The sequence below is a fragment of the Mesorhizobium sp. CAU 1732 genome (genome assembly GCF_039888675.1).
GTDB lineage: Bacteria > Pseudomonadota > Alphaproteobacteria > Rhizobiales > Rhizobiaceae > Aerobium.
In genome coordinates this window covers 3,543,110-3,565,969 of the sequence record NZ_JBDQQR010000001.1, presented here as the reverse complement: position 1 = coordinate 3,565,969, position 22,860 = coordinate 3,543,110, and the positions used below count along the sequence as shown (strand labels likewise).

Sequence of the window (22,860 nt, the reverse complement as noted above, 5' to 3'; positions counted from 1 at the left end):
ACCTGTTCCAGGATGTGTACGTTTGGGCTGGCGAGATTCGCACGATCCGTATCGGCAAGGGGGGCAACTGGTTCTGCTACCCGGAATATATCATGGACTGGCTGACGAAGGCGTTCGACCTGTACGGAGACCCTGACGCGCTGAGCGCCGCGCCGCCCGATATTTTCGCCCGGAAAACCGCAAAATTGCTCGCCGACATCAACGCCACACACCCGTTTCGCGAAGGCAACGGGCGCACCCAGCTCACATTCCTGACCCTACTCGCCGCGAATTCCGGCTTCGAGGTTGACGATGAGGTCCTCGACCCCGAACGTGTTTTGTCGGCAATGGTGGAAAGCTTCGTGGAAAGTGAAGCGTCCCTCGCGGCGTTGATCCAGGCCTACATAGGCTGACGCGTCTTCGGATTGCCGCCGGGCCATGCGTGGAGCACGCCGTCGCGGGGCTTGTGGCCGAGGGTCACTACGATGCGGGCTTCGGCTCGGGACTGGACGCCGATCGGGCTGAGGCCCCAGCCCGGCTGCTTCTGCGCGGCGTCGCGATCGGAGCGCGCGAGATAACCCTGGCCGACCCTGAAGAACAGGTCGAGGCTGCGTTGCGTGGCCAGGTCGATCAGCGGGGTCAGGCCGTTCATCGTTCGTCGCGGCGGGCTCTTTTGTGGTGCATGCCGGACGCTAGCGTGAAGCGGTTTAACAGTTGATTAACGATGTGGGCGGGCTCGTTTGGGCGTGAGTTAAGTTAGGCCTCAATCTGAACGTCTCGGTCGGAAACGACCCCATTGTAGACTTTCCCGGCTTCGGTAGCACTGCCGGAAAGCGGGCACGACCGTCAGTCGATTAGTTGCTGCTCCAGCCATTCTCGCAGCGCTTGAACAGCCTTGCGTGGACCACGCCGTGAGCCTCGGAAAACCGATATGTCGGATGGTCGACGAACGCTTTCCGCGCACGGGCGGACGAGCTTTCCCTCAGCGACAAGATTGCCGACGGTTCGGTCCCATCCAAGCGCCATGCCGCGCCCGGCGATCGCTGCTTGGAGCGTTAACGGGAAACTGTCGAAGGTGACCAACCGAGCGCGTGGCCCGGCCACTCCGATTGCAACGAACCAGTCCTGCCACTCCATCCACTCCTGCGGAGACACCCGGTGCGCGAGCAGTGGGAACGCGTTCAGGTCACCCGGAGAAAGCGGCAATGCTCGATCATCGATCAAGCCTGGCGCGCAGACCGGATAAATTTCGTCGGGTGCGGTGAACAGCAGTTGAGTTGCACCAGAGGGACGGCCAGTTGACTGGATGGCGATATCGAAAGGTTTGCTGGCTTTGGTGATCGGTTCCACCGACGTCACGATGCGGACCTCCACCGACGGATGGCGCTCGTGAAAGTCCGAAAGCCGGGGCATCAACCAATAGATTGCTTCGCATAGCTGGCAGTGAAGGACCACCCCAGTCGACTTGCGATGATCGCTCAAAAGAGAAGCTTCAGCCGCGATGTCGGCAAGCGCGGCCGACACGACCCGCCCGAAGCGCCTGCCCTCATCCGTCAAAAATACCGCGCGATTCCTCCGGTCAAAAAGGAGTGCGCCGAGTTCCAGCTCGAGGGCTGCGATCTGCTTGCTCACCGCCGTCTGTGTGAGGCCAAGCTCCGTCGCCGCGCGCGTGAAGCTTTCCAGCCTCGCGGCCGCCTCGAAGGGTCTCAGCCTCGACAGCGAGGGAAGACTGCGAAGAGAGTTTTCCATTCCGTAGGCTCATGGTTGATGTGGGATTTTTCATTTAACACGACCCTCATGCATTGATCAGTAGGCTTCAAAGGAATGAGAAGCCTATGGACAAGCTCGCCACGCGCAATGTCGGCATCTTCAGCATCCTCGTCGCGGTGCTGTTGCTCGCTTTGTCCGATGCCTTGGTCAAAGGTGCCGGAGAGCGCCTTGCGCTGGCGCAACTTGTGTTTCTCCGATCGACATTTGCAATACTTTGCATCTTGGCTTTCGTCTCGGCATTTTCGAGCCGCTCGCAACGCATCAGCCTCTTGGGGTCGCGGTGGGTTTGGGTCCGCAGTCTGTGCCTTGCTGGAATGTGGATCAGCTATTACGCGGCACTCCCGTTCATGTCGCTCTCGCTCGCTGCCGCCTGCTACTACACGGCCCCCGTCTGGATGGCGCTTTTATCAAGAGTTGTGTTCGGGGAGGCGATCGGACTGGCCAAGGCAGCGGCGGTTGCGATAGCCTTTTTCGGCGTCCTAGTCGCCGTCAACCCATGGGGCAGCGAGCCATCCCCGGTTGCCCTCTTGGCCATCGCAGCAGCATTTCTCTACGCGATCGCAGCACTTGTTACAGGCCGCCGGTGCCAAAATGAGGATCCCGTCACGCTGGCGCTGAATCTCAATCTCGTGCTCGTGATCTGTGGGGCGATTGGCGTCCTTACGCTGTTGGTTCTTGCTCCGACGCATGCGGAGGGTTTCGTGTTCTCCGCTTGGCCAAGACTCCAACCAGCCGATTGGGGGCTGATCCTCTTTCTGGCACTTATGCATCCGGTTATCGAAGTCGCCGTTGCCAAAGCCTATCAACTTGCTTCCGCAACGACGATCGGCGTATTCGATAACGCCTATCTGCCGTTCGCGGCACTTTGGAGCTTCCTCCTACTGTCGCAGACACCCACCTGGAGCGAAGTGATCGGAATGCTGCTGATCGCGACAGCGGGCGTAATCATAGTCCGGTGTCGGTGACGCGGCAGCTATCTATCTGATTTCACAACAAAGCTGCCGGTCAGCAACCCACCCCACAACCGCCGTCCCTTTTCCACAACCGCTTTTGGCCACGCCCATACACATCACGGTGTCAGCATGTGTCAGCAATCTGCCATAAATTCTGTCCACCTCCCTCCGCGCCTCCCCGACAATGCCTGCTTCACAACGGAGTGGCGGCGATGGACTGGAAGCGGGCGATGGAGGAGGAACGGGCAGCACTCGGCCGCATCGTCGCCATGCTCTGCACGCTTGCGGTTCTGGCCGAGCGCGCCTCCGGCCGCTCCCCCGCCGTGCGACGCCTGGTCCTGTGGTTCCTGCGGCAGGCCGAGGCCGTGGCGCGCGACTTCGCCGGCGGCCCGGACGCCGCGTCGATGCCGATCCTCCCGGCGGGCACAGGCCCTGCGGATGCCGTGCGTCTCGCAATCAGCCTTCGCGCGCTGGCAAGGCTGCTCGACCGGCAGGCAAGGCGGCTCTCCGCCGCGTGCAGGCGGATCGGCGGCGAACCTGCCGCGGTGCCGCCCAGTCGGATGCTAGCATGTCGGATGCCGGCGCTTCGCGACGCGCTTGCCGTTCTGTCGCGGCTCGTGGCGCTCGTCCCCGGCGCACCGCATCCGGCCCACGACACCTCATGACCTGCCGGTGCGCTTTTCACCCCATCTCGGTCATTGCGCATTTTTGGTTTCACGGCCTGGCGCTAGACAGCGCCGGGCGGAACGCTGTTGCCCGCTGCGCATTCTTCCTGTCAGGCGGGATCATCCGCCAGCGGAGGAATGGTCATGGCCGTCGAGAACGCACCCACCAAAAAGGGCAAGGACGCCGCAGCGGGGCTCAAGAAGGCTGCCGAGACGGAAGAGCGCAAGGTCGAGGCGCAGAAGGGCTCCGACCTGAAGAAGGGCGCGGAGCGCTTCGAGGAACGCGCGATGAGCTCGGACCGGCGCGGCGGGGACTGAGGTCCGGCGCAGTGGGGAAGCGGCCGCGTTCCGGCGCTCTCTCGGCGGTCGTGGAGCGGAACCGCGCCCGTGTTCATGCGTTGCGCGCATGGACACTTTCGCGGGCTCTCGGCTTGCGCTAATTTCGATCCATGAACGACGGCGAACGCCCGGTGGCGATGCCGCATATCGAGGGAAGCGCAGATGCGTTGGAGAGGCCGTCGGGAAAGTAGCAATGTCGAGGATCGCCGCGGGCAGGGCGGCGGTGGAGGCTTCGGCCGGTCCGGGCGTCCGATCCAGATTCCGCTCGGTCGTGGCGTCGGCGGTGGCGGCCTTTCGGGCATCGTCATCCTGATCGTGCTGTTCTTCGTGCTGCGCGCATGCGGCATCGATCCGATGCAGATCCTCGAAGGCGGCGGGCCGGCCACCAATCCGCAGATCAGCCGGGATGGCGCGACGGGCGACCGTCCGACCGATGAGCAGGCCCAGTTCGTGTCCGTCGTGCTGGCCGAAACGGAGGACGTCTGGAACGGCATCTTCCAGGCGGAAGGCCAGACCTATCGCGAGCCGGCGCTCGTGCTCTTCGCGGGGCAGGTTCAGTCGGCCTGCGGCTTCGCCTCGTCGGCGTCAGGCCCGTTCTACTGTCCGGGCGACAGCAGGCTCTATCTGGATACCGATTTCTTCGACGAGCTGTCGCAGCGCTTCGGCGCGTCGGGCGACTTCGCGCAGGCCTATGTGGTGGCGCACGAGGTCGGCCATCACGTCCAGAACCTGATCGGCGTGCTGCCGGAATTCAACCGCCAGCGGCAGGCCATGAGCCAGACCGAGGCGAACGAGATGTCGATCCGCGTCGAGTTGCAGGCGGATTGCTTCGCCGGCATCTGGGCGCACTTCACCGATCAGAAGGGTTTGCTGGAAGAGGGCGACATCGAGGAAGCGCTCAACGCCGCGCACCAGATCGGCGACGACACGCTGCAGCGCCGCACGCAGGGCTATGTCGTGCCGGAGAGTTTCAACCACGGAACGTCGGAACAGCGCGCGACATGGTTCCAGAACGGGTTCGCGAATGGCCGCCTGGCGGATTGCGACACGTTCAACAACCCGGTGTGATCAACCTGCCGATATGACCTGACAGGTAATCGCGTTCATTCCTTCGCTGGTGCATGTCCTTTGCAACGGACGCCAGCGAAGGAGAATTGGCATGAGCGTGACCTACATCATCGGATTCACCGTGCGGCAGGGGCAGGAGGCGCGCTTCCTGTCCCTGCTCAACGGGGTGCTCGACGCCATGCGCGTGGAGGAAACTTATATCAACGCCACGCTGCATCGCGACCCCGAACGCCCCGGCCGCTACCTTCTGCACGAAACCTGGGCGGATCACGACGACGTGGTGAACGTGCAACTCGCGCGGCCTTACCGCGCGGAGTGGCATGCGGCGCTGCCCGAACTTCTGGAGGGCGAGCGCGAGATCAGCGTCTGGGAGCCGCTGCGCAGCGACAGCGCCCGGAATTTCTGAACCTCAGCGCTCGGCCAGAGCCGGCTCGCCCTTGCGCTCACGGATGAGGTTCGCGAAGCGGCGGAAGAGGTAGTGGGAATCCTGCGGGCCGGGCGACGCTTCCGGGTGATGCTGGACGGAGAAGACCGGCTTGCCGGTGAGCGCGATGCCGCAGTTGGAACCGTCGAAGAGCGAAACGTGAGTCTCTTCAACGCCTTCCGGCAGAGACTTCGAATCCACCGCGAAGCCGTGGTTCATCGACACGATCTCGACCTTGCCGGTGGTGTGGTCCTTCACCGGATGGTTCGCGCCGTGGTGGCCCTGGTGCATCTTCACCGTCTTGCCGCCGACGGCGAGCGCCAGCATCTGGTGGCCGAGGCAGATGCCGAAGACGGGCACATCGGCCTTCAGGAGGTCCTGGATCACCGGCACGGCGTAGTCGCCGGTCGCGGCCGGATCGCCGGGACCGTTCGACAGGAAGACGCCGTCCGGCTTCATGGCGAGGATGTCGTCGGCCGAGGTTGTGGCGGGAACGACGGTGACCTTCGCGCCGAGACCGGCGATGAGGCGAAGGATGTTGCGCTTGACGCCGTAGTCGATCGCGACGACATGCATCGAGGGGGCCGACTGCTCGCCATAGCCTTCGTCCCAGACCCAGGGCGTCTCGCTCCATGACGAGGACTGGCCGGAGGTCGCTGCCTTGGCGAGGTCGAGACCGACGAGGCCGGACCACTCACGCGCGGCCGCCTTCAGCGCCTCGATGTCGAAGACGCCGTCGGGTGCATGCGCGATGACCGCGTTCGGCGTGCCCTTTTCGCGGATGAGGGCGGTGAGGGCGCGGGTGTCGAGACCGCTCATGGCGATCACGCCGCGGCGCTTCAGCCACGCATCGAGATGGTCCGCTGAGCGATAATTGGACGGGTTGGTGATGTCGGCCTTGAAGATCGCGCCGACCGCGCCGGTGCGGGCAGCGGGCGTCAAATCCTCGATGTCCTCGCCATTGGCGCCGACATTGCCGATGTGGGGGAAGGTGAAGGTGACGATCTGGCTGGCGTAGGACGGGTCGGTGAGGATTTCCTGATAGCCGGTCAACGCGGTGTTGAAGCAGACCTCGGCTACGACATGGCCGACCGCGCCAAGTCCCTGTCCCTCGATGACCGTTCCATCGGCCAGAACCAGAACCGCGGTGGCCTTGATCGGCTTCCAGGGGGACATCGTCGCGTCAGTCGTATCGGCCATGGCCAAGTCTCCGTTCGTGAAGGGACGCACCCTTGATTTGCGGTGGCCCGCAGGCCATATGACGCAGCGAAACGCACGGGTCGAGCCGATTTCGGCTTGTCCCCGTGCAAAACACACTCCGTCCATGCAGGTGGCGGACAATAAGCGAAGGCGCCAAAGCGGTCAATGATCGCAATATTGACGCCGGGGAAATAACATAGACCAACAAAAACAGCGGCTTACGCTTGGCAAAACGGTTTGCGAACAGATCGCGCCGACGCTAACCTGCATCGCTGCGACCAGGAGATTACGGCCATGCGCGAGCAGATCGCCCAGGCACTCAAGACCGCACAGAAGTCCCAGGACAAGCGGCGCACCTCGACTTTGAGGCTGATCAACGCCGCGATTCAGGATCGCGACATCGCGAATCGCGGCGCCAGCAAGGACCCGGTCAGCGATGACGAGATTCTGCAGATCCTGACCAAGATGGTGAAGCAGCGCGAGGAATCGGCCCGCGCCTTCGAGAGCGGAAACCGCCTCGAACTGGCGGAGCAGGAGCGCGAGGAGATCGCCATCATCAAGGACTTCCTGCCCAAGCAGCTTGCCGAGGACGATGTGCGCAAGCTGTGCGCGCAGGTGATCGGCGAAGTCGGTGCCGATGGCTTGCGGGACATGGGCCGCTGCATGAACGTGCTCAAGGAAAAGTACCCCGGCCAGATGGATTTTTCCAAGGCAAGCGGCATCGTGAAGGGTCTGCTGAGCTAGTTTCCGCCGTCAGGATTTATCCCGCCCAATAGGGGCGGGATTTCGCCAGACACGCACCACCTGCACGATCGACATGGCGGTGGCTGCCAGAAGCAGCCAGCCGCCGGAGCCCGGAGCGACGCCCATCAGCCTGTCCGGTTTCCCATGGAAAACCGCTCGGAGATCGATTGTTCATCGCTTCAAACGTGGTTTCGTCGGCTTGCGTTCATGCATTCCGCATTATGGCAATGTATGGGTCGCATACAACCTATCCGAGTTGTCGGCGAGGTCGCATTCAGCATAGCGGCGGCGTTCAGCGCAGGGTAGCGTCCTGCAATGGAGGTGGTCATGGCCGATTCGCAGAACGACCGGGACGACGGCGAGGTCGCGCCTGCGCAGTATGCGTCGCCGCCCTGCTTCATGCATGAACTGACGCCCGGCTGTGATGGCGGGCAAAGCGTGAGCGGCGACCTCGCGCGCTGGCGCAAGGCCGAGCGCGCCCGGCTGATCGACGCGCGGCTGGCGTTGTCGGCCGACACGCGTGCGGCGCATGCGGCGATCATCGCCGACAAGCTCGATGCGGCGCTGGGCGATGTTACAGGCGTGCTGGTCGCGCTCTACTGGCCGTTTCGCGGCGAGCCCGACCTGCGGGGATGGGCAGGCCTGGTGATCGAACGCGGCGGCGCGATCGCGCTGCCGGTCGTGCTGGCGAAGGCTGCACCGCTGGAGTTCCGGCGCTGGACGCCCGGCGACCGGCTGGAAAAGGGCGTCTGGAACATCCCGATCCCGGCAGAAGGCGAGGCGGTGTTCCCGGATGCCGTCATTTCGCCGGTCGTCGGATTCGACGCTGGCAATTACCGCCTCGGCTATGGCGGCGGGTTCTACGATCGCACGCTGGCCTCGCTGCCGCGCAAGCCGCGGGTTTTCGGCGTCGGCTATGCCATGCAGGAGATCGCAACGATCTATCCGCAGACCTACGACATCCCGATGGATGTCGTTCTCACCGAGGAGCCGTAGGGTTATTCGGCTGCCCTGAGGCGCGTCCCGCCCAGAAGGCCATGCTCTTCCAGCACCGGATAGGCGATCGAAGCCAGAAGCGAGTTGATCTGCTTCAGGTCGCGGATCGTATCGAGATGCAGCGAGCTGGTTTCGACGCTTTGCGTCGTACCTTCGCGCAGCCGCTCGAAATGACGCTGGCTCGTGTCGCGCTCCACGTCGCGGAGGCGATCCTTCTCGCGGACGAGTTGGAGGGCCGTGTCGCGGTCGCGCGAGACGAGCACGTTGAAGGCAAGGCGTGCATTCGCGACGACGGTGGCGTGGAGATTGGAGAGTTCGCGCCAGCCCTCGGGCGTGAAAGTCAGCCCGCGATCGAGCTTCTTCTTCACATGCACAAGCATGTTTCGCGTGATGATGTCGCCGACCTGCTCGAGCTTGACGCAGGCGCCGAGCAGTTCCTGCGTGCGCAACGCCTCGTCCTCGTCCATCTCATGCGTCGTGATCTTGGCCAGATAGAGCTTGATCGCCGCATGCTTGCGGTCGACGCGGTCGTCCAGCGCCGCAAGCGCCGTCATGCGTGCGCGATCCGGCTCGTCATAGAGCTCCATCACCGATTTCAGCATCACCTCGATCGTGTCGCAGACACCGATCACCTCGCGCGTCGCGTTGGCGAGCGCCAGAGAGGGGTGGTCGAGGACCTTCGGGTCCAGCGCGCTGATCTCGATGTGTTCCATCGGTTCGGGAACGACCGGCGGGGCGTTGAGCGCCACGACCGCCTTCGCCGCGCGTTCGATGAGGCGCGCAAGCGGGATTCCCGCGATCAGGATGGCGACGTTGAACAGGATGTGGGCGTTGACGATGATGTTGGACGGATCGCTGCCGAGCATCACTGTTGAGGGGCGGGCGTAAAGGACGGCTGCGAGCGCGACCATCGAGCCGGCACCGCGCATCAGCAGATTGCCCATCGGCACGACGCGCGCCGCAGCAGGCGCGCCGCGCGTCAGGATCGGCGCGATGATCGAGCTTCCCAAGTTGACGCCGAGCACCATGACGAGGGCGAGGTCCGCGTTGATGACGCCCTTGCTGGCGAGCGCCACGAGAAACAGGACGGCGGCGATGGACGAGTGGAACAGCCAGGTGATGAGCGCGGCCAGCAGATAGGCCGTGATCGGGTCCTCCGACAAATAGGTGACGATCATCGGCAGGATGCGGCTGTCGCGCAGCGGCTCCGAAGCCTGGCCCATCATCTCCAGCGACAGGATGAGAAGCCCGATGCCGACGAGGATGCGGCCCGGCTGACGCCATTCACGGCGTTCGGTCGCCATGAACATGACGGTGCCGGCAAAGATGGTGATCGGCACGAGCAGCGTCAGGTCGTAGCTCAACAGCTTGACGACCAGCGCGGAGCCCACTTCCGCGCCACGGACGGCCAGAAGCCCGCCGATGCCGGTGACGATGCCGGAGCCTGCGAAGGAGCCGACCAACAGCGTGACGGCGGTCGAGCTTTGCAGGGCGACGGCCAGTGCCGTGCCGGTGGCCAGAGCCAGGACCGGATTGCTCAGCGTGGAGCGCAGGCGGCGGCGCAGCACGTCGCCATAGGCACGCTCGACGCCGGTGCGCACCATGCGCGTCGCCCACAGGAGCAGCGCGACGGCGCCCGCGAAATGGAGCAGGACGACGGAACCGCTCATGGCTGTGAACGGCGCTGGAGATGGCGCGAGGGGGAAATGGCGGAAAGTGTCATGGCGTGCAAATCATCGAAATGGCGATATGGTTCCGACGTATTTTACATTAGCCGGATAAGTTTTGCACCGCCTCTTTGCGACATGAAAAAGGGCGCGGACCGGCTAGATCGCCCTGCATCCTGACGGACGCAAAAGTGGCGATCTATCCCTTTGTTTGAGCATCGGAATAACCCGAAAACCGGAGTCCACGGCTTTCGGCCGATCAGGCGGCCGATGCCGCCTTCGGTGCGACGATCTGTTCGAGCGTCATCAGGTCGAAATTCTCGATCGGCGCCGGGCGACCGAGCAGGTAGCCCTGACCGATCTGGCAAAACTCGCCGGAGAGGAATTTCAGCTCCTCGGACGTTTCGACGCCTTCCGCCAGAACCGGCAGTCCCAGACCGCGACCGATGCCGAGCACCGCCTTGACGATCGTCGCGGCCTCCTCGTTGGTGTCGACCGAGCGGATGAACGAGCCGTCGATCTTGATCTTGTCAAAGGGGAACGCGCGGAGGTTGGACAGAGACGAATAGCCGGTGCCGAAATCATCCATCGCGACGCGAACGCCAAGGGCTTTCAACTGCCGCAGGGTCGCGAGCGCGCGGTTCATGTCGCGGACGAGCGCGGTTTCGGTGATCTCGAGTTCGAGACGGTGCGGCGACAGTCCGGTCCGCAGAAGCGTGCGGTGAACGCACTGGGCGAAGTCCGGGCTGTGAAGCTGCATCGCCGACACGTTGACGGCGACCGTCAGGCTATCGTCCCAGCCGACCGCTTGCTGGCATGCGGTTTCGAGCACCCATTCGCCGATCGAGACGATGATCCCGCTTTCTTCCGCCACCGGAATGAAGACGGACGGGGCCACGCTGCCACGCGCCGGGTGGTTCCAGCGCAAAAGCGCTTCGAAGCCGATGGTTTCGCCGGTGTCGAGCCGTTTCTGCGGCTGGTAGACCAGGGAAAATTCGTCACGGGCAACCGCGTGGCGCAGTTCGTGCTCCATGATGCGGCGCGAGCGGACTTCGTAACCCATGCTCTTTTCAAAGAAGCGCCAGGTGTCGCGGCCTTCCGCCTTGGCGCGGTAGAGCGCGGTGTCGGCATGGCTCACCAGAAGCTCCGCGTCGGGCGCGTCCTGCGGGTACAGCGCGATGCCGATGCTGGTCGACATCAGGCCCTCGCTCGGAGCCTCCCGGTTTTCGTAGCGGAAGGCGGTCAGGATCGAGTCCGCGATGGAGGACGCTTCGGCCGCGCTGTGGAGGCCGGATGCGATGATCGCGAATTCGTCGCCGCCGAGGCGGGCGACCATCTGGCCGGGGCGCAGGACGCCGATCACGCAATCCGCGACCTTCTGCAACATGGCGTCGCCCGCCGAATGGCCGAACAGGTCGTTGACCTCCTTGAACCGGTCGAGGTCGAGGCAGAACATCGCGATCAGCGTATCGGGTTCGTTGGCCGCCAGCTCCTGGCGGAGCTTTTCATTGAAGGCGCGGCGGTTCGGCAGGCCGGTGAGCGTGTCGTGCATCGCGAGGTGGCGAATATCGGCCTCGGCCTTCTTGCGCTCCCGCAAATCCCGCACGGCATAGATCGTGTGCGGGCTGCCGCCGTAGTCGATGTTGCGCGAGATGATCTCGACGGGAAGCCGCGCGCCGCCCGAGGCGATGATGGCCGCGTCCTCGTCGACGTGTTCCCGCTTGGCGTCCACCACGCTCACAAACGCGGCGCCGGCGATGTCATCGAGCGTCCGGCCGGTCATGGCCAGGAAGCTTGCATTGACGGTGACGATGATGCCGTCCTTGCACACCACCAGTCCCTCGACTGCGGCGTTTGCAAGGCCGTTCATGCGGTCGGCCTCAAGTTGCGAGCGGCGCATGTCGCGCAGGTCGACCCACAACGCGACCGCGGCGAAGAGGAGGATCGTCAATGCGGCGACTGCCACCGATGCCGCCAGCCATCCGGAGGTCACCGAAGATGCCGGGATCACCACCGACGTGTCGGGCTGGATCGTGACAGCGCCCATGCCGATGAAATGCAGGCCGCAAATGCCGAGCGTGAGCGCCAAAGCACCGGTGACATTGCGCACGGCCCCCGAGGCAGACAGCGCGATCCGCATGGCCACGGCGCCGAGACCCAGCCCCACCACCAGTGCGGCGGCAACGAAACGCTGGTCCCAGACGAGATGGCCCTCGACCTCGTAGGCCATCATGCCGACGAAATGCATGGCGGCGATGCCTGCGCCCAGGATCGCGCCGCCGACGAGGTGGTGGTCGCGCGTCTCGCGCGACGAGGCGACCGCGAGGCCGGCGCCGGTGATGACGATGGCGATCGCCAGCGACAGCAGCGTCTGCTGCATGTCGTAGGCACTGGGCAGGCCAGGCGCGAAGGCGAGCATGGCGACGAAGTGCGTCGCCCAGACGCCGAAGCCGAAGGCAGCGGCGGCAATGCCGAGCCAGGCCATCCTGATCGTGCCGGTGGCGCGGCGCAGATGCTGCAGCAACGCCACCGCCGTCAAGGACGCGATGGCGCAGAGAATGCCCGCCACGACGACGAGCCGAATATCGTGATCATTCACGATGCAATTATAAACGGTAAGCATGCCGGACCGCATCTCCCGAAAAGTGAATCCCATCAAACTGATGCAGCCAATAGCTGAACAAGTTTGAGGAATCGTTTCACTGGGAGGCTGTGAATAGCGTGGGCCCGTGCGAATGGGTTGTCGCGCGAGGGCGCGTTCATGCTTATATGATCGCCTCAAGAGGCAATGATGCGCTTTTCCAACTCCTTTCTCGACGAGATACGCGACCGCGTGCCGATTTCATCGGTCATCGGCGCACGCGTGACGTGGGACAGGAAGAAGACCAACGCGCAGCGCGGCGATTTCTGGGCGTGCTGCCCGTTCCATGGCGAGAAGTCGCCTTCGTTCCATTGCGAGGACCGCAAGGGCCGTTACCACTGCTTCGGATGCGGGGTGTCGGGCGACCATTTCCGCTTCCTGACCGAAAATGACGGGATGAGTTTTCCCGAAGCGGTCGAGCGGATCGCGGAAATGGCGGGCGTGCCGATGCCCGCGCGTGATGAAGCCGCGGAACGCCGCGACAAGGAACGCACGACGCTCACCGACGTCATGGAACTCGCCACGCAGTTCTTCGAGCAGAGGCTGCAAAGCGCCGATGGCGCGAAGGCGCGCGCGTATCTGCGCGAGCGCGGGCTGACATCGGTGACGCAGCAGACGTTCCGGCTGGGCTACGCGCCGGAGAGCCGCAACGCACTGAAGGAGTTTCTCGCGAGCAAGGGCGCGACGAAGGAGCAGATCGAAGCCTGTGGCCTCGTCGTCCACGGGCAGGACATCCCGGTCTCATACGACCGGTTCCGCGATCGCGTGATGTTTCCGATCCCGGATTCGCGCGGCAGGATCATCGCATTCGGTGGTCGGGCCCTGTCGTCGGATGCGCTTGCGAAGTATCTCAACTCGAACGACACGGAGCTCTTCCACAAGGGCAACGTGCTCTACAATTTCGTTCGTGCGCGCAAGGCGCAGGTGAAGGCCGGCACGGTCATCGCCGTCGAAGGCTATATGGACGTCATCGCGCTGGCGCAGGCGGGCATCGAGAACGCGGTCGCTCCCTTGGGAACGGCGCTCACCGAAAACCAGCTCGACCTCCTGTGGCGCATGGCCGGCGAGCCGATCCTGTGTTTCGACGGCGATCAGGCGGGCCTGAAGGCGGCGTGGCGGGCCGCAGATCTCGCGCTGCCGCTGGTTCAGGCGGGGCGCACGCTGCGCTTCGCGCTTCTGCCGGAAGGGCAGGACCCCGACGACCTCGTTCGCGAAGAGGGCGCGGCAGGCTTCCAGAAGGTGCTGGCCGAGGCGCGGCCGCTGGCCGAGCTTTTGTGGCTGCGCGAGACGGCGGGCGGCGTCTTCGATACGCCGGAACGCCGCGCCGAGCTTGAAAAGAGATTGCGCGAGCTGACCAGCCGAATTCAGGACGAGAGCCTGCGCCGGCACTATCAACAGGACATGCGCGAGCGCGTGCAGGCGTTCTTCGGTCGCGACAGGGGCCAGCAGGGCCGGTTCAACCGCGATGGGGGCAATGGCGGTTTCGGGCAGGGCAAAGGCGGCCGCCAGGGGCAGGCCAATGGCAGGGTCGGCATGACCGAGAGCCTCGCGCGCACAAACATGGTGCGCAGCGGTGGCGGCACGCTGCCGTCGCGCGAAACCACGATGCTGGTGGCGATGGTCAATCATCCGCCGTTGCTGGACGAGTATTTCGAGGCCTTCGAGCACATGCACCTGTCGCATCCCGAGTTGAAGCGGCTGCATGCGGCGCTTCTGGATGCCATGGCGCATGGCGTTGCGCATGAACGCGGCGCGCTGATCGCGGTGCTGGAGGAATCGGGACTGGGTGAGGCGTGGGAGCGCGCTGTGGCGCTGGTGCGCAAGACGCGGCAGTGGCCGGCGCTGGAAGACGCGGCGCTCGACGACGTCCGCGAGGCGTTCGCGCAGACGGCCGCGCTCTATTCCAGGGCGCGCGAACTGCGCGACCAGCGTGCGAGCGTGCAGTCGGCGCTCGCCGAAGCGGTGGAGAAGGGCGAGGAGCAATCCTGCCAGCATTTGCTGCATGTGCTGAACACGATCAGCGTCGATATCGCCAATCTGGAGCGGCTCGAAGCGCTGGTGGAGGGGTTCGGGGTTTCGTCCGGTCGCGGGTAAAGCGTTCGGAATTTGCGGGACAGAGGTTGCGATCGCGGGATGGTGGGGTAACTCTCGCCCATCCCAAGCGAGGACATGCCCATGTTCGAAACCATCGCGATCGCGCAGCAGATCATCGAAGAACGCTTCACGGCGCAGGATGTCGACCTTTTGATGAACGCGCTGGTGCCGTCGGTGCGGTTCCGCGTCGACGCTGATGGCGACGGCCGGGTTGGCGGCACCCGGATGGGCGGCACGCCTGACATGCCCGCCATCCGGGCATGGCCTGCGCGGCCGGCGCCTGAAAACGCCCGCGAGATTGCGGAGCGCGGCGGACCGGACGGGCTTGAAGACAGGCTGCGGCATCTCGAGGCCGATATGCCCTATGCGTTCATCGCACAAATCGACCTCGAGGAAGCCGATGCGCTGGGCATCGCCGGCGATCTGCTGCCGAAGGAAGGGCGGCTGCTGTTCTTCTACGACCTCGTGACAGGGCCATACGACACGGACTGGCAATCGGGGCAGGTCATCTGGGACAGCGCCCCGCGGGACCTGCTCGTGACGCAGGAGATACCGGCGGAACTGCGCGACGCCGAACAGGCGTATCGCGCCGCGCTGGCCGTCGAAATGGCGGCCTATCCGGATCTTCTGGAGGAAACGCTGAGCGGCGGATCGCCCTATGGCGGACCACGCAGGGCCATGGAGCTGACGGCGAACTACGCGCTGCCGGCCGCCTATACCGTCGCGTTCAGCCTCAATGCGGAACTGAAGACGCGGTATGAGGCCGAGCCGGAGCTTTTCGCCCAGCCCTATGACGACCTATTTTATGCGTACTGGAACGGAGGGCCCGGCCTGCGCAACCAGTTGCTCGGCGTGCCGGTGCCTGAGCAGGACGATCCGCGGTTCGACGCCGCGCGCGCTGATCTCGACAGCAGGCAGGCACGGGAGGAGGGCCTGTCGGAAGAGGCGCTGACCGAACAGATCGAGACGCGTGCAGGAGAGTGGCGTCTTCTGCTGCAGGTCGATCTCTCGGACTTCATGCAGGTTCCCCAGGACGGCACGATCTATTTCCTGATCAACGAAAACGATCTCGGCATGCGCGATTTCGACAACGTCATTGCCGTCTATCAGCAAACCTGATGGCCGGACTTGCTATTCAGCGCTTCGTATCTACATAGGCGTAGCGGTGCATGATGCTGATCAGCGGTTGCGAATTTTCGAAAGATGCACAGTTGATTCGCTTTTTTCGGCCGAATCAGGTCTGACCCGCTTGACCTTCCGATAGAATGACGGAATCAGGACGATCGCAATCGTGCAGGCGCGGGCAGGGCTCGTTCCACAAACAAATGAATGGCATGCCGGTTGGATGCGTGACAGGCCGCTCCATATATCGGTGATGACAGGGTTAATCGGGAATTAAGTCGAATCCGGCTATCGCGGCAGAATCGCGAGTGACCGATTTGTCCCCCGCGAAACGCAGAGGCTTTGATCGCCTCGACGAAGCTTCCGCTTGGAGAAAAAGCAATATGGCGACAAAAGAGAAGGAAGAGGTCGAAACCGAACGCGAGGGCGCTACCGACGGGCCCCTCCTCGACCTTTCCGACGACGCTGTCAAGAAGATGATAAAGCTCGCGAAAAAGCGCGGCTATGTCACTATGGACGAGCTCAATTCGGTGCTGCCTTCCGAGGAAGTGACGTCCGAACAGATCGAAGACACGATGGCGATGCTGTCCGATATGGGCATCAATGTCGTCGAGGATGACGAGACGGGCGAAGAGACCGAAGGCGGCGACGCCAACGCGGACGCGGAAGAAGACGCCAACGAACTCGCCGAGCAGACCGGCACGGCCGTCGTCGCCACGACCACCAAGAAGGAGCCGACCGACCGCACCGACGATCCGGTTCGCATGTATCTGCGCGAGATGGGCTCGGTCGAGCTCCTGTCGCGCGAAGGCGAAATCGCGATCGCCAAGCGCATCGAGGCCGGCCGCGAGACGATGATCGCAGGGCTCTGCGAGAGCCCGCTGACCTTCCAGGCGATCATCATCTGGCGCGACGAGCTCAACGAAGCCAGAATCCTGCTGCGCGAGATCATCGACCTCGAAGCGACCTATGCCGGGCCGGAAGCCAAGCAGGCACCCGTCGTCGAGCGCGTGGAAGAGGACGAGAAGCCCAAGACCGACGAACGCGGACGCCGCTCGAGCGGACCGCGCGAAGACGACGACATCACCAATGTCGGCGGCGACAGCCGGTCCGACGAAGATGACGATGAGGAAGACGAGGCAAACCTGTCGCTGGCCGCGATGGAAGCCGAGTTGCGCCCGCAGGTGATGGAGACGCTCGACGTCATCGCATCGACCTACAAGAAGCTGCGCAAGCTGCAGGACCAGCAGGTCGAGGCACGTCTCGCGGCTACCGGTTCGCTGTCGTCCAGCCAGGAGCGCGCCTACAAGAAGCTCAAGGACGAGCTGATCACGGCGGTGAAGTCGCTGTCGCTCAACAACGCCCGCATCGAGGCGCTGGTCGAGCAGCTCTACGACATCAACAAGCGTCTGGTGCAGAACGAAGGCCGCCTCCTGCGTCTTGCCGAGAGCTATGGCGTTCGCCGCGAGGAGTTCCTCAAGGAGTATCAGGGCTCGGAGCTGGATCCGAACTGGATGAAGTCGATCGCGAACCTCACCTCGCGCGGCTGGAAGGAATTCCACCGCAACGAGAAGGACACGATCAAGGACATCCGCGCCGAAATCCAGAACCTCGCGACCGAGACCGCGATCTCGATCCTGGAATTCCGCAAAATCGTGAATCAGGTTCAGAAGGGCGAGCGCGAAGCTGCGATCGCCAAGAAGGAGATGGTCGAGGCAAACCTGCGTCTCGTGATCTCGATCGCCAAGAAGTACACGAACCGCGGCCTTCAGTTCCTGGATCTGATCCAGGAGGGCAATATCGGCCTGATGAAGGCGGTGGACAAATTCGAGTATCGCCGCGGCTACAAGTTCTCGACCTATGCGACCTGGTGGATCAGGCAGGCGATCACGCGTTCGATCGCCGATCAGGCCCGCACGATCCGCATTCCGGTGCACATGATCGAGACGATCAACAAGATCGTCCGGACATCGCGCCAGATGCTGCACGAGATCGGCCGCGAGCCGACGCCGGAAGAACTGGCCGAAAAGCTCGCCATGCCGCTCGAAAAGGTCCGCAAGGTCCTGAAGATCGCCAAGGAGCCGATCTCGCTCGAAACGCCGGTCGGCGACGAGGAGGATTCGCATCTCGGCGACTTCATCGAGGACAAGATGGCGATCCTGCCGATCGACGCGGCGATCCAGGCCAATCTGCGCGAGACGACCACGCGCGTCCTGGCTTCGCTCACGCCACGCGAGGAGCGCGTGCTGCGCATGCGCTTCGGCATCGGCATGAACACCGATCACACGCTGGAAGAAGTCGGCCAGCAGTTCTCGGTCACGCGCGAGCGTATCCGCCAGATCGAAGCAAAGGCGCTGCGCAAGCTCAAGCACCCGAGCCGGAGCAGGAAGCTGCGCTCGTTCCTCGATAGCTGATCGCGTCGTCCATCAAGTTATGACAAAAGGCCCGGAGCGATCTGGGCCTTTTGCGTATCAGATCAGGCGAGTGCCCGGCGCTTACGGCTCGCCGGCGGTGTCGATGACCCAGGTGACGCCGAAGCGGTCGGTGAGGAGGCCGAAGCCTTGCGACCAGGGTTGCGGGCCGAAGGGCATCATCGCGATGCCGCCATCCGACAGGCGGTCGAAAATGCGGCGGGCCTGATCGACCGTGTCGGCCGCGACCGTGACGCTCATGCCCTTGCGGCCGGAATAGTCCTGCATGTCCTGCCCCATCAGGGCGCTGTCGCCGATGTCGAGCCAGGCATGCATGATGCGATCCAGCCGATCCTCCGGCACGCCCTCCGACATTCCCGGCATGTCGCGGTTGCTGATCATCGCCTTGATCGTGCCGCCCAGGATGTCGGCATAGGCGGTGAAGGCTTCCCGGCAATCGCCGTCGAAATCGATGTTGGCCAGAACTTTCATCGTCAATCCTCCTTGTTTGTACTCCCCTATGTTGAAGATCGTGACATAGCGGATTATAATTGGCAACTATGAAGTTAGATAAAATAACCAATAAGCCTCGGCGCTATGAAGATGCCTGCGGCACCGCGCATGCGCTCGATCTCATCGGTGAACGCTGGGCGCTGCTCGTCATCCGGGAACTGATCCTTGGTCCGCGGCGCTTCGGCGACCTGCGCGCCGATCTTCCCGGCCTGAGCGCCAACGTGTTGACGCAGAGGCTGGAGGGGCTCGAGGCGGCGGGCATCGTACGGCGGCGCAAGCTCGCGCCGCCCGCGTCTGTGCAGGTCTACGAGCTGACGGACTGGGGCAGGGAGGCCGAACCCATCGTCCTGCATATGGGGCGTTGGGGCGCGCGCTCGCCGTTGCAGGACCCGAACTTTCCGCTGAGCGCGGTGTCGATGATGCTGTCGCTGAGGGCGATGTTCGATCCGGGCAGGGCGGACGGCGTCGATGTGACGATCGCCTTTCGCTGCGGCGACGGCGCGTATTGGGTGAGCGTGCGGGACCGCGTGCTTCGCGGCGAACGCGGCGAGGCACCGGGCGCGGATGTGACGCTGGCGGGCGATCCCGGCGCGATCACGGGGATGATCTACGGCCTGCGCTCGCTGCCGGAGCTTGAGCGCGAGGGGATCGTGACGGTGTCGGGCGACCGCGAGGCGCTGGCGCGGTTCGCCGCCATCTTCGAACTGCCGCCGAAGGCCTGTAGCTAGAGCGGTTCAGGTTTCGCAAAACACCCCCTCCGTCCCTTCGGGCCACCTCCCCCGTAACGGAGGAGGATCCCTGTCGAGGACGGCCGCAACGCCGGATCCTCCCCTGCGGAGCGGGGGAGGTGGCCCGAAGGGACGGAGGGGTGTTTCAGCAAGAACCTGAAATACCCAACGCAATTCAGGCTGGGCGCAGGCCGTCCACGACAGCCGTGATGACGTCGACATGGCGTTGCGGATCGTCGCCGGCCTCGATGGCGAGTGCGGCGCGGTCGAACATGGCGCCGAGTTGCGATGTCAGCGCATCGAGTGGCAGCTTGCGGATCGCGCCGGCGCGCATGGCGGCGGCGAGACCTTCCCGCAGCGTGCGATTGCCGTGGCGGGCGTCGATCTCGTCCATGGCGGTGCGCCCGAGCACGGCCGGGCCATCCAGCAGGAGAAGGCGCGTGCGGCCGGGTGTGGCCATCGCCGCCAGGAAGGCCGTGCCGCCCTCGACCAGCGCTTCGCGGGGCGGGAGGGTGCGGGGCGCCGATGCTTGGATATCACTCGCGACCGCCTCCGATTCCGCTTCGATGACGGCCCGGAGCAGTGCCTGCTTGTCGGCGAAGTGGTGATAGAGCGCGCCGCGCGTCACGCCGGCAGCAGCGACGATCTCGGGCGTGCCGGTTTCGGCATAGGATTTCTCCACGAACAGCCGCCGTGCGGCATCGATCAGCGCGGAGCGGGTGGTCTCCGTGCGCTCACGATTGGTCCGGCGACCGGAATCCTGTTGCATACATGCAGCCTGTATGTTAATTACCAGAAACATGCAGACTGTATGTTAACGAGACTGGAAAGGAAAGCCCAGTGAAGACGACCAGCTACTACCCTGTGATCATGACGGACGACGTGGCCGGAACGGCCGCCTTCTATGTCGACAATTTTCGCTTCAAGCCGGTCTTCGAGGCGGATTGGTACGTGCATTTGACGTCAAGCGAGGATCGTCGCGTCAATCTCGCCATTCTGGACGGCAATCACGAGACCGTCCCTGAAGCGGGGCGGGGTCGGGTGTCGGGGCTGATCCTGAATTTCGAGGTGAGGGATGTCGATGCCGAACACGACAAGGCCGTTGCGGCCGGACTGCCGATCCTGCATTCGCTGCGCGACGAGGCGTTCGGGCAGCGCCATTTCATCACCGCCGATCCCAACGGCGTGCTGATCGACATCATCACCCCGATCGCGCCGACCGGCGAATTCGTCGAGCAGTATTCGGATGAAGCGCGGCCTGCTTAGGTCTCGGGGAGCGGCGGAAGCAGGAGCAGCGCAACGGCGGTGAGGGTGAGCGTCGTTGCCACCAGCGCCAGCGGCAGCAGGCCGAGCGTGATGAAGGGCGCAACGAGCGCGGTGCCCGCGCCGGTGGTGATGAGGACCGACAGGATCACCAATGCTGCACCACGCGCGTCATCGCCGCGCGACGCCACGACCGCGCGGTGGAAGCAGACGGGACCGCGCAAGCCCAGACCGCTGTTGATGGGCACGAAGATCGCCGCCACGATCAACGGTTCGGCGCCGCCCGCCAGCGCATAGACCAGCATCATGCTGCAGCCGGCGGCAGACAGGACGGTGCCGATCCAGATCATCCGCTCCGCGCCGAAACGAGCCGCGAGCCGGCCGGTCATGTTGGCACCGATGGCGAAGGTCGCGATGCCGGCGATCTGCATGATGATGAAGTCGGTCAGCGTGCCGCCGAGGACCGCGACGAAGAGGGTCGGCGCGGCAAAGACGATCACTAAAAGAGCGCCGAGCGTGAAGGCCTGGCTCAACGCGTAGCGCAGGAAGGTGGGGTCGCGCAGCAGGCGCAAATATCCTCCGGCGGACTGGCGCGCGATCGTCGCCGGAAGCCTGGAGCGCAGGAGGTGGATGGCGCAGGCGATGATGAGGGCCGCGGCGGCGATGACCACGAAGGAGGAATTCCAGCCAAAGGCGTTGTAGAGCCAGACGCCGGCGATCGGCGCCAAGGCCGGGGTCATGGCCTCGACGCTGCCCAGGACCCCGAGTGCGCCGATGGCGCGCTGGTCGCCGAAAAGCGCCCGGATGATGCCTGGCGCGAAGACGGCCGCCGCGGAGCCGGCAGCGCCTTGCAGGAACCGCAGCGCGATCAGCATGTCGAGCGACGTGCTCATGGCGGCGAGGCCTGAGACGAGCGCATAGGCGAGGAGCGAGCCGACGAGGAGACGCCGCTGGTCGAACCGCGCGCCGAGCGTGCCGAAAACGAGCAGGCCGACCGCCGCACCCGCCACGAAGGCGGCCAGCACGAACTGCGCCTGCGTCAGCGTGCCGCCGAGCGCTTCCGGCATTCCGGGCACGGCGGGCAGGACGAGGTCCGTTCCCGCGATGCCGATGACCGTGCCGGCGACGATGAGCAGGAAGGCCAGACGCCGATCGTTTCCCGTTGGGGCAAGATGTTCCATGTCGGCGTTTACCTGTGATTGATTCCGTATGGCGATGAAAGGCTCTATGCTTGCCGCCACCGTCAATGCATCAGCCAGTTTCCGAGAATGCCCCAGACCACGCTGACCATCACGACCGCAGGCCCCGGACTTTACGAGTTCACGGATCGTGTTGCGCGTTTCGTTAACGGAGCGGGGGCGGAGGAAGGCCTGCTCACCGTCTTCGTGCGCCATACGTCGTGTTCACTGGTGATCCAGGAGAATGCCGATCCCGATGTGCGGCGCGACCTCGACGCCTTCTTTCGAAGGCTCGTGCCCCCGTCGAACGATCCATCGATGCGCTGGATCGTGCACAGGACGGAGGGGCCGGACGACATGCCGGCGCATATCAAGGCTGCGTTGACCGCCGTTTCGCTGTCGATCCCGGTGACGGATGGCCGCCTCGCTCTCGGAACATGGCAGGGCGTCTACCTGTTCGAACATCGCGACGCCCCGCACCGCCGTGAGATCGTGCTGCATCTGTCGGGGTGAAGCGGCTGTTTCCCACGGCGGCGGTGATTGATTATACAGGGATACGAGACTGCGGGTGCAGGCACATGATCAAGACGAGGTAGCGTGATGTCATTCTGGAAGAAGCTGTTTGGAGGCGCGGGCGCGGAGAGCGGGACGCAGGAACCTGCCGGTGAACCTGTCGAGCACAAGGGGTTCTCGATCCGCGCGACGCCGTTCACCGAAGGCGGGCAGTACCAGACCTGCGGCGTCATCTCCAAGGAGATCGGCGGCGACGTGAAGGAGCACACATTCATCCGCGCCGACCGGTTCGCCTCGAAAGACGATGCGGTCGACGTGACACTGCGCAAGGCGCGGCAGATCATCGACGAGCAAGGGGAGAGGATCTTTGGCTAGGTTTTTCCGCGTTGCGGCCGCGCTGGCGGTTGGGTCGCTGGTTTCCGCATGCCAGTTCTACGGTGGAGGGACGGTGGCGCGGCTCGACGGCGCGACGCTGAACACGTCATCGACCGGCGCGAGCGTTGGGACAAGCGGCGTCTCCACGCAATCGACACGAACCGTGACGCATCTGCCGGTACGGTACTGACAGCGCGATCGCGCTGAGATTGCCCGG

The 22,860-nt window shown here is 64.2% G+C and carries 24 protein-coding genes; 16 read left to right on the top strand and 8 right to left on the bottom strand.

Translation table 11 applies throughout. The features are described 5' to 3' along the window. Positions 1-14 precede the first annotated feature (14 nt). Positions 15-392, top strand: coding sequence for a Fic family protein (locus AAFN55_RS17385; RefSeq protein WP_347800293.1), 378 nt, complete (start codon positions 15-17; stop codon positions 390-392). Here the strand turns inward: AAFN55_RS17385 and AAFN55_RS17380 are convergent. Beyond that, complete coding sequence (locus AAFN55_RS17380) at positions 380-631, bottom strand: hypothetical protein (protein ID WP_347800083.1); 252 nt, start codon at positions 629-631, stop codon at positions 380-382. The genes AAFN55_RS17385 and AAFN55_RS17380 overlap by 13 nt on opposite strands. A 194-nt stretch (positions 632-825) precedes the next feature. Further along, positions 826-1,728, bottom strand: coding sequence for a LysR substrate-binding domain-containing protein (locus AAFN55_RS17375; RefSeq protein ID WP_347800082.1), 903 nt, complete (start codon positions 1,726-1,728; stop codon positions 826-828). Between the two features lie 86 nt (positions 1,729-1,814). Here AAFN55_RS17375 and AAFN55_RS17370 point away from each other — a divergent pair, with 86 nt between their 5' ends. From AAFN55_RS17370 to AAFN55_RS17350, 5 genes are all read left to right on the top strand, one after another. Then, positions 1,815-2,714 carry a DMT family transporter gene (locus AAFN55_RS17370; RefSeq protein ID WP_347800081.1) on the top strand — a complete coding sequence of 300 codons (900 nt, stop codon included), beginning with the start codon at positions 1,815-1,817 and terminating at the stop codon, positions 2,712-2,714. A 200-nt stretch (positions 2,715-2,914) separates the two neighbouring features. After that, entirely contained in the window at positions 2,915-3,367 is a 453-nt protein-coding gene (locus AAFN55_RS17365) for a hypothetical protein (RefSeq protein ID WP_347800080.1), read from the top strand. Between the two features lie 144 nt (positions 3,368-3,511). Continuing rightward, positions 3,512-3,685: a hypothetical protein gene (locus AAFN55_RS17360; RefSeq protein ID WP_347800079.1), complete on the top strand. Its 174-nt coding sequence runs from the start codon at positions 3,512-3,514 to the stop codon at positions 3,683-3,685. 183 nt (positions 3,686-3,868) lie between these two features. Beyond that, positions 3,869-4,774, top strand: coding sequence for a neutral zinc metallopeptidase (locus AAFN55_RS17355; RefSeq protein ID WP_347800078.1), 906 nt, complete (start codon positions 3,869-3,871; stop codon positions 4,772-4,774). A 91-nt stretch (positions 4,775-4,865) separates the two neighbouring features. Further along, the gene (locus AAFN55_RS17350) at positions 4,866-5,180 is read left to right on the top strand and encodes a putative quinol monooxygenase (protein WP_347800077.1); all 315 of its coding nucleotides are present in this window, start codon (positions 4,866-4,868) and stop codon (positions 5,178-5,180) included. A gap of 3 nt (positions 5,181-5,183) precedes the next feature. Here the strand turns inward: AAFN55_RS17350 and carA are convergent, their stop codons facing one another. Continuing rightward, positions 5,184-6,398 (bottom strand): glutamine-hydrolyzing carbamoyl-phosphate synthase small subunit, encoded by a 1,215-nt coding sequence (gene carA, locus AAFN55_RS17345; protein WP_347800076.1) that lies wholly within the window; start codon positions 6,396-6,398, stop codon positions 5,184-5,186. A 294-nt stretch (positions 6,399-6,692) separates the two neighbouring features. Between carA and AAFN55_RS17340 the strand changes: the two genes are divergently transcribed. Beyond that, on the top strand, positions 6,693-7,142 hold the full coding sequence (locus AAFN55_RS17340) for a GatB/YqeY domain-containing protein (protein WP_347800075.1): 450 nt from the start codon (positions 6,693-6,695) through the stop codon (positions 7,140-7,142). Positions 7,143-7,469: 327 nt separating this feature from the next. Next, positions 7,470-8,138 (top strand): 5-formyltetrahydrofolate cyclo-ligase, encoded by a 669-nt coding sequence (locus tag AAFN55_RS17335; protein ID WP_347800074.1) that lies wholly within the window; start codon positions 7,470-7,472, stop codon positions 8,136-8,138. A gap of 2 nt (positions 8,139-8,140) precedes the next feature. On the opposite strand, the gene AAFN55_RS17330 is transcribed toward AAFN55_RS17335, so the two are convergent. Further along, positions 8,141-9,808 (bottom strand): Na/Pi cotransporter family protein, encoded by a 1,668-nt coding sequence (locus AAFN55_RS17330; RefSeq protein WP_347800073.1) that lies wholly within the window; start codon positions 9,806-9,808, stop codon positions 8,141-8,143. Positions 9,809-10,064: 256 nt separating this feature from the next. Then, positions 10,065-12,428, bottom strand: a complete 2,364-nt coding sequence (locus AAFN55_RS17325; protein ID WP_347800072.1) for an EAL domain-containing protein — start codon at positions 12,426-12,428, stop codon at positions 10,065-10,067. Positions 12,429-12,596: 168 nt separating this feature from the next. Between AAFN55_RS17325 and dnaG the strand changes: the two genes are divergently transcribed. The 3 genes from dnaG (at position 12,597) to rpoD (ending at position 18,076) form a co-directional block, all read left to right on the top strand. Next, positions 12,597-14,540, top strand: coding sequence for a DNA primase (gene dnaG / locus AAFN55_RS17320; protein ID WP_347800071.1), 1,944 nt, complete (start codon positions 12,597-12,599; stop codon positions 14,538-14,540). Between the two features lie 81 nt (positions 14,541-14,621). Next, a complete protein-coding gene (locus AAFN55_RS17315; RefSeq protein ID WP_347800070.1) occupies positions 14,622-15,659 on the top strand; it encodes a DUF1963 domain-containing protein in 1,038 nt (345 codons plus the stop codon). 386 nt (positions 15,660-16,045) lie between these two features. After that, on the top strand, positions 16,046-18,076 hold the full coding sequence (gene rpoD / locus AAFN55_RS17310; protein WP_347800069.1) for an RNA polymerase sigma factor RpoD: 2,031 nt from the start codon (positions 16,046-16,048) through the stop codon (positions 18,074-18,076). A gap of 81 nt (positions 18,077-18,157) precedes the next feature. Here the strand turns inward: rpoD and AAFN55_RS17305 are convergent, their stop codons facing one another. After that, a complete protein-coding gene (locus AAFN55_RS17305) occupies positions 18,158-18,565 on the bottom strand; it encodes a VOC family protein (protein ID WP_347800068.1) in 408 nt (135 codons plus the stop codon). 68 nt (positions 18,566-18,633) lie between these two features. Here AAFN55_RS17305 and AAFN55_RS17300 point away from each other — a divergent pair, with 68 nt between their 5' ends. Next, positions 18,634-19,314 (top strand): winged helix-turn-helix transcriptional regulator, encoded by a 681-nt coding sequence (locus tag AAFN55_RS17300; protein WP_347800067.1) that lies wholly within the window; start codon positions 18,634-18,636, stop codon positions 19,312-19,314. 175 nt (positions 19,315-19,489) lie between these two features. Here the strand turns inward: AAFN55_RS17300 and AAFN55_RS17295 are convergent, their stop codons facing one another. Continuing rightward, positions 19,490-20,083, bottom strand: a complete 594-nt coding sequence (locus AAFN55_RS17295; RefSeq protein ID WP_347800066.1) for a helix-turn-helix domain-containing protein — start codon at positions 20,081-20,083, stop codon at positions 19,490-19,492. Between the two features lie 71 nt (positions 20,084-20,154). On the opposite strand from AAFN55_RS17295, the gene AAFN55_RS17290 reads away from it, so the two are divergent. Beyond that, entirely contained in the window at positions 20,155-20,580 is a 426-nt protein-coding gene (locus AAFN55_RS17290) for a VOC family protein (RefSeq protein ID WP_347800065.1), read from the top strand. On the opposite strand, the gene AAFN55_RS17285 is transcribed toward AAFN55_RS17290, so the two are convergent. Then, positions 20,577-21,758 carry an MFS transporter gene (locus AAFN55_RS17285; RefSeq protein WP_347800064.1) on the bottom strand — a complete coding sequence of 394 codons (1,182 nt, stop codon included), beginning with the start codon at positions 21,756-21,758 and terminating at the stop codon, positions 20,577-20,579. The two genes, AAFN55_RS17290 and AAFN55_RS17285, sit on opposite strands and share 4 nt — an antisense overlap. An 87-nt stretch (positions 21,759-21,845) precedes the next feature. Here AAFN55_RS17285 and AAFN55_RS17280 point away from each other — a divergent pair, with 87 nt between their 5' ends. The 3 genes from AAFN55_RS17280 to AAFN55_RS17270 all read left to right on the top strand — a co-directional run bounded on the left by AAFN55_RS17280 (position 21,846) and on the right by AAFN55_RS17270 (position 22,833). Next, on the top strand, positions 21,846-22,268 hold the full coding sequence (locus tag AAFN55_RS17280) for a secondary thiamine-phosphate synthase enzyme YjbQ (protein ID WP_347800063.1): 423 nt from the start codon (positions 21,846-21,848) through the stop codon (positions 22,266-22,268). An 87-nt stretch (positions 22,269-22,355) separates the two neighbouring features. Continuing rightward, entirely contained in the window at positions 22,356-22,643 is a 288-nt protein-coding gene (locus AAFN55_RS17275) for an HlyU family transcriptional regulator (protein ID WP_347800062.1), read from the top strand. Continuing rightward, the gene (locus AAFN55_RS17270; RefSeq protein WP_347800061.1) at positions 22,636-22,833 is read left to right on the top strand and encodes a hypothetical protein; all 198 of its coding nucleotides are present in this window, start codon (positions 22,636-22,638) and stop codon (positions 22,831-22,833) included. The genes AAFN55_RS17275 and AAFN55_RS17270 overlap by 8 nt, the downstream gene beginning before the upstream one ends. Positions 22,834-22,860 lie beyond the last annotated feature (27 nt).

What these genes read in the sequence shown, in the direction of transcription:
- AAFN55_RS17380 (WP_347800083.1), bottom strand. Translation starts at nt 631, where the DNA reads ATGAACGGCCTGACCCCGCTGATCGACCTGGCCACGCAACGCAGCCTC.
- AAFN55_RS17375 (WP_347800082.1), bottom strand. Translation starts at nt 1,728, where the DNA reads ATGGAAAACTCTCTTCGCAGTCTTCCCTCGCTGTCGAGGCTGAGACCC.
- AAFN55_RS17370 (WP_347800081.1), top strand. Translation starts at nt 1,815, where the DNA reads ATGGACAAGCTCGCCACGCGCAATGTCGGCATCTTCAGCATCCTCGTC.
- AAFN55_RS17365 (WP_347800080.1), top strand. Translation starts at nt 2,915, where the DNA reads ATGGACTGGAAGCGGGCGATGGAGGAGGAACGGGCAGCACTCGGCCGC.
- AAFN55_RS17360 (WP_347800079.1), top strand. Translation starts at nt 3,512, where the DNA reads ATGGCCGTCGAGAACGCACCCACCAAAAAGGGCAAGGACGCCGCAGCG.
- AAFN55_RS17355 (WP_347800078.1), top strand. Translation starts at nt 3,869, where the DNA reads ATGCGTTGGAGAGGCCGTCGGGAAAGTAGCAATGTCGAGGATCGCCGC.
- AAFN55_RS17350 (WP_347800077.1), top strand. Translation starts at nt 4,866, where the DNA reads ATGAGCGTGACCTACATCATCGGATTCACCGTGCGGCAGGGGCAGGAG.
- carA (WP_347800076.1), bottom strand. Translation starts at nt 6,398, where the DNA reads ATGGCCGATACGACTGACGCGACGATGTCCCCCTGGAAGCCGATCAAG.
- AAFN55_RS17340 (WP_347800075.1), top strand. Translation starts at nt 6,693, where the DNA reads ATGCGCGAGCAGATCGCCCAGGCACTCAAGACCGCACAGAAGTCCCAG.
- AAFN55_RS17335 (WP_347800074.1), top strand. Translation starts at nt 7,470, where the DNA reads ATGGCCGATTCGCAGAACGACCGGGACGACGGCGAGGTCGCGCCTGCG.
- AAFN55_RS17330 (WP_347800073.1), bottom strand. Translation starts at nt 9,808, where the DNA reads ATGAGCGGTTCCGTCGTCCTGCTCCATTTCGCGGGCGCCGTCGCGCTG.
- AAFN55_RS17325 (WP_347800072.1), bottom strand. Translation starts at nt 12,428, where the DNA reads ATGCTTACCGTTTATAATTGCATCGTGAATGATCACGATATTCGGCTC.
- dnaG (WP_347800071.1), top strand. Translation starts at nt 12,597, where the DNA reads ATGCGCTTTTCCAACTCCTTTCTCGACGAGATACGCGACCGCGTGCCG.
- AAFN55_RS17315 (WP_347800070.1), top strand. Translation starts at nt 14,622, where the DNA reads ATGTTCGAAACCATCGCGATCGCGCAGCAGATCATCGAAGAACGCTTC.
- rpoD (WP_347800069.1), top strand. Translation starts at nt 16,046, where the DNA reads ATGGCGACAAAAGAGAAGGAAGAGGTCGAAACCGAACGCGAGGGCGCT.
- AAFN55_RS17305 (WP_347800068.1), bottom strand. Translation starts at nt 18,565, where the DNA reads ATGAAAGTTCTGGCCAACATCGATTTCGACGGCGATTGCCGGGAAGCC.
- AAFN55_RS17300 (WP_347800067.1), top strand. Translation starts at nt 18,634, where the DNA reads ATGAAGTTAGATAAAATAACCAATAAGCCTCGGCGCTATGAAGATGCC.
- AAFN55_RS17295 (WP_347800066.1), bottom strand. Translation starts at nt 20,083, where the DNA reads ATGCAACAGGATTCCGGTCGCCGGACCAATCGTGAGCGCACGGAGACC.
- AAFN55_RS17285 (WP_347800064.1), bottom strand. Translation starts at nt 21,758, where the DNA reads ATGGAACATCTTGCCCCAACGGGAAACGATCGGCGTCTGGCCTTCCTG.
- AAFN55_RS17280 (WP_347800063.1), top strand. Translation starts at nt 21,846, where the DNA reads ATGCCCCAGACCACGCTGACCATCACGACCGCAGGCCCCGGACTTTAC.
- AAFN55_RS17275 (WP_347800062.1), top strand. Translation starts at nt 22,356, where the DNA reads ATGTCATTCTGGAAGAAGCTGTTTGGAGGCGCGGGCGCGGAGAGCGGG.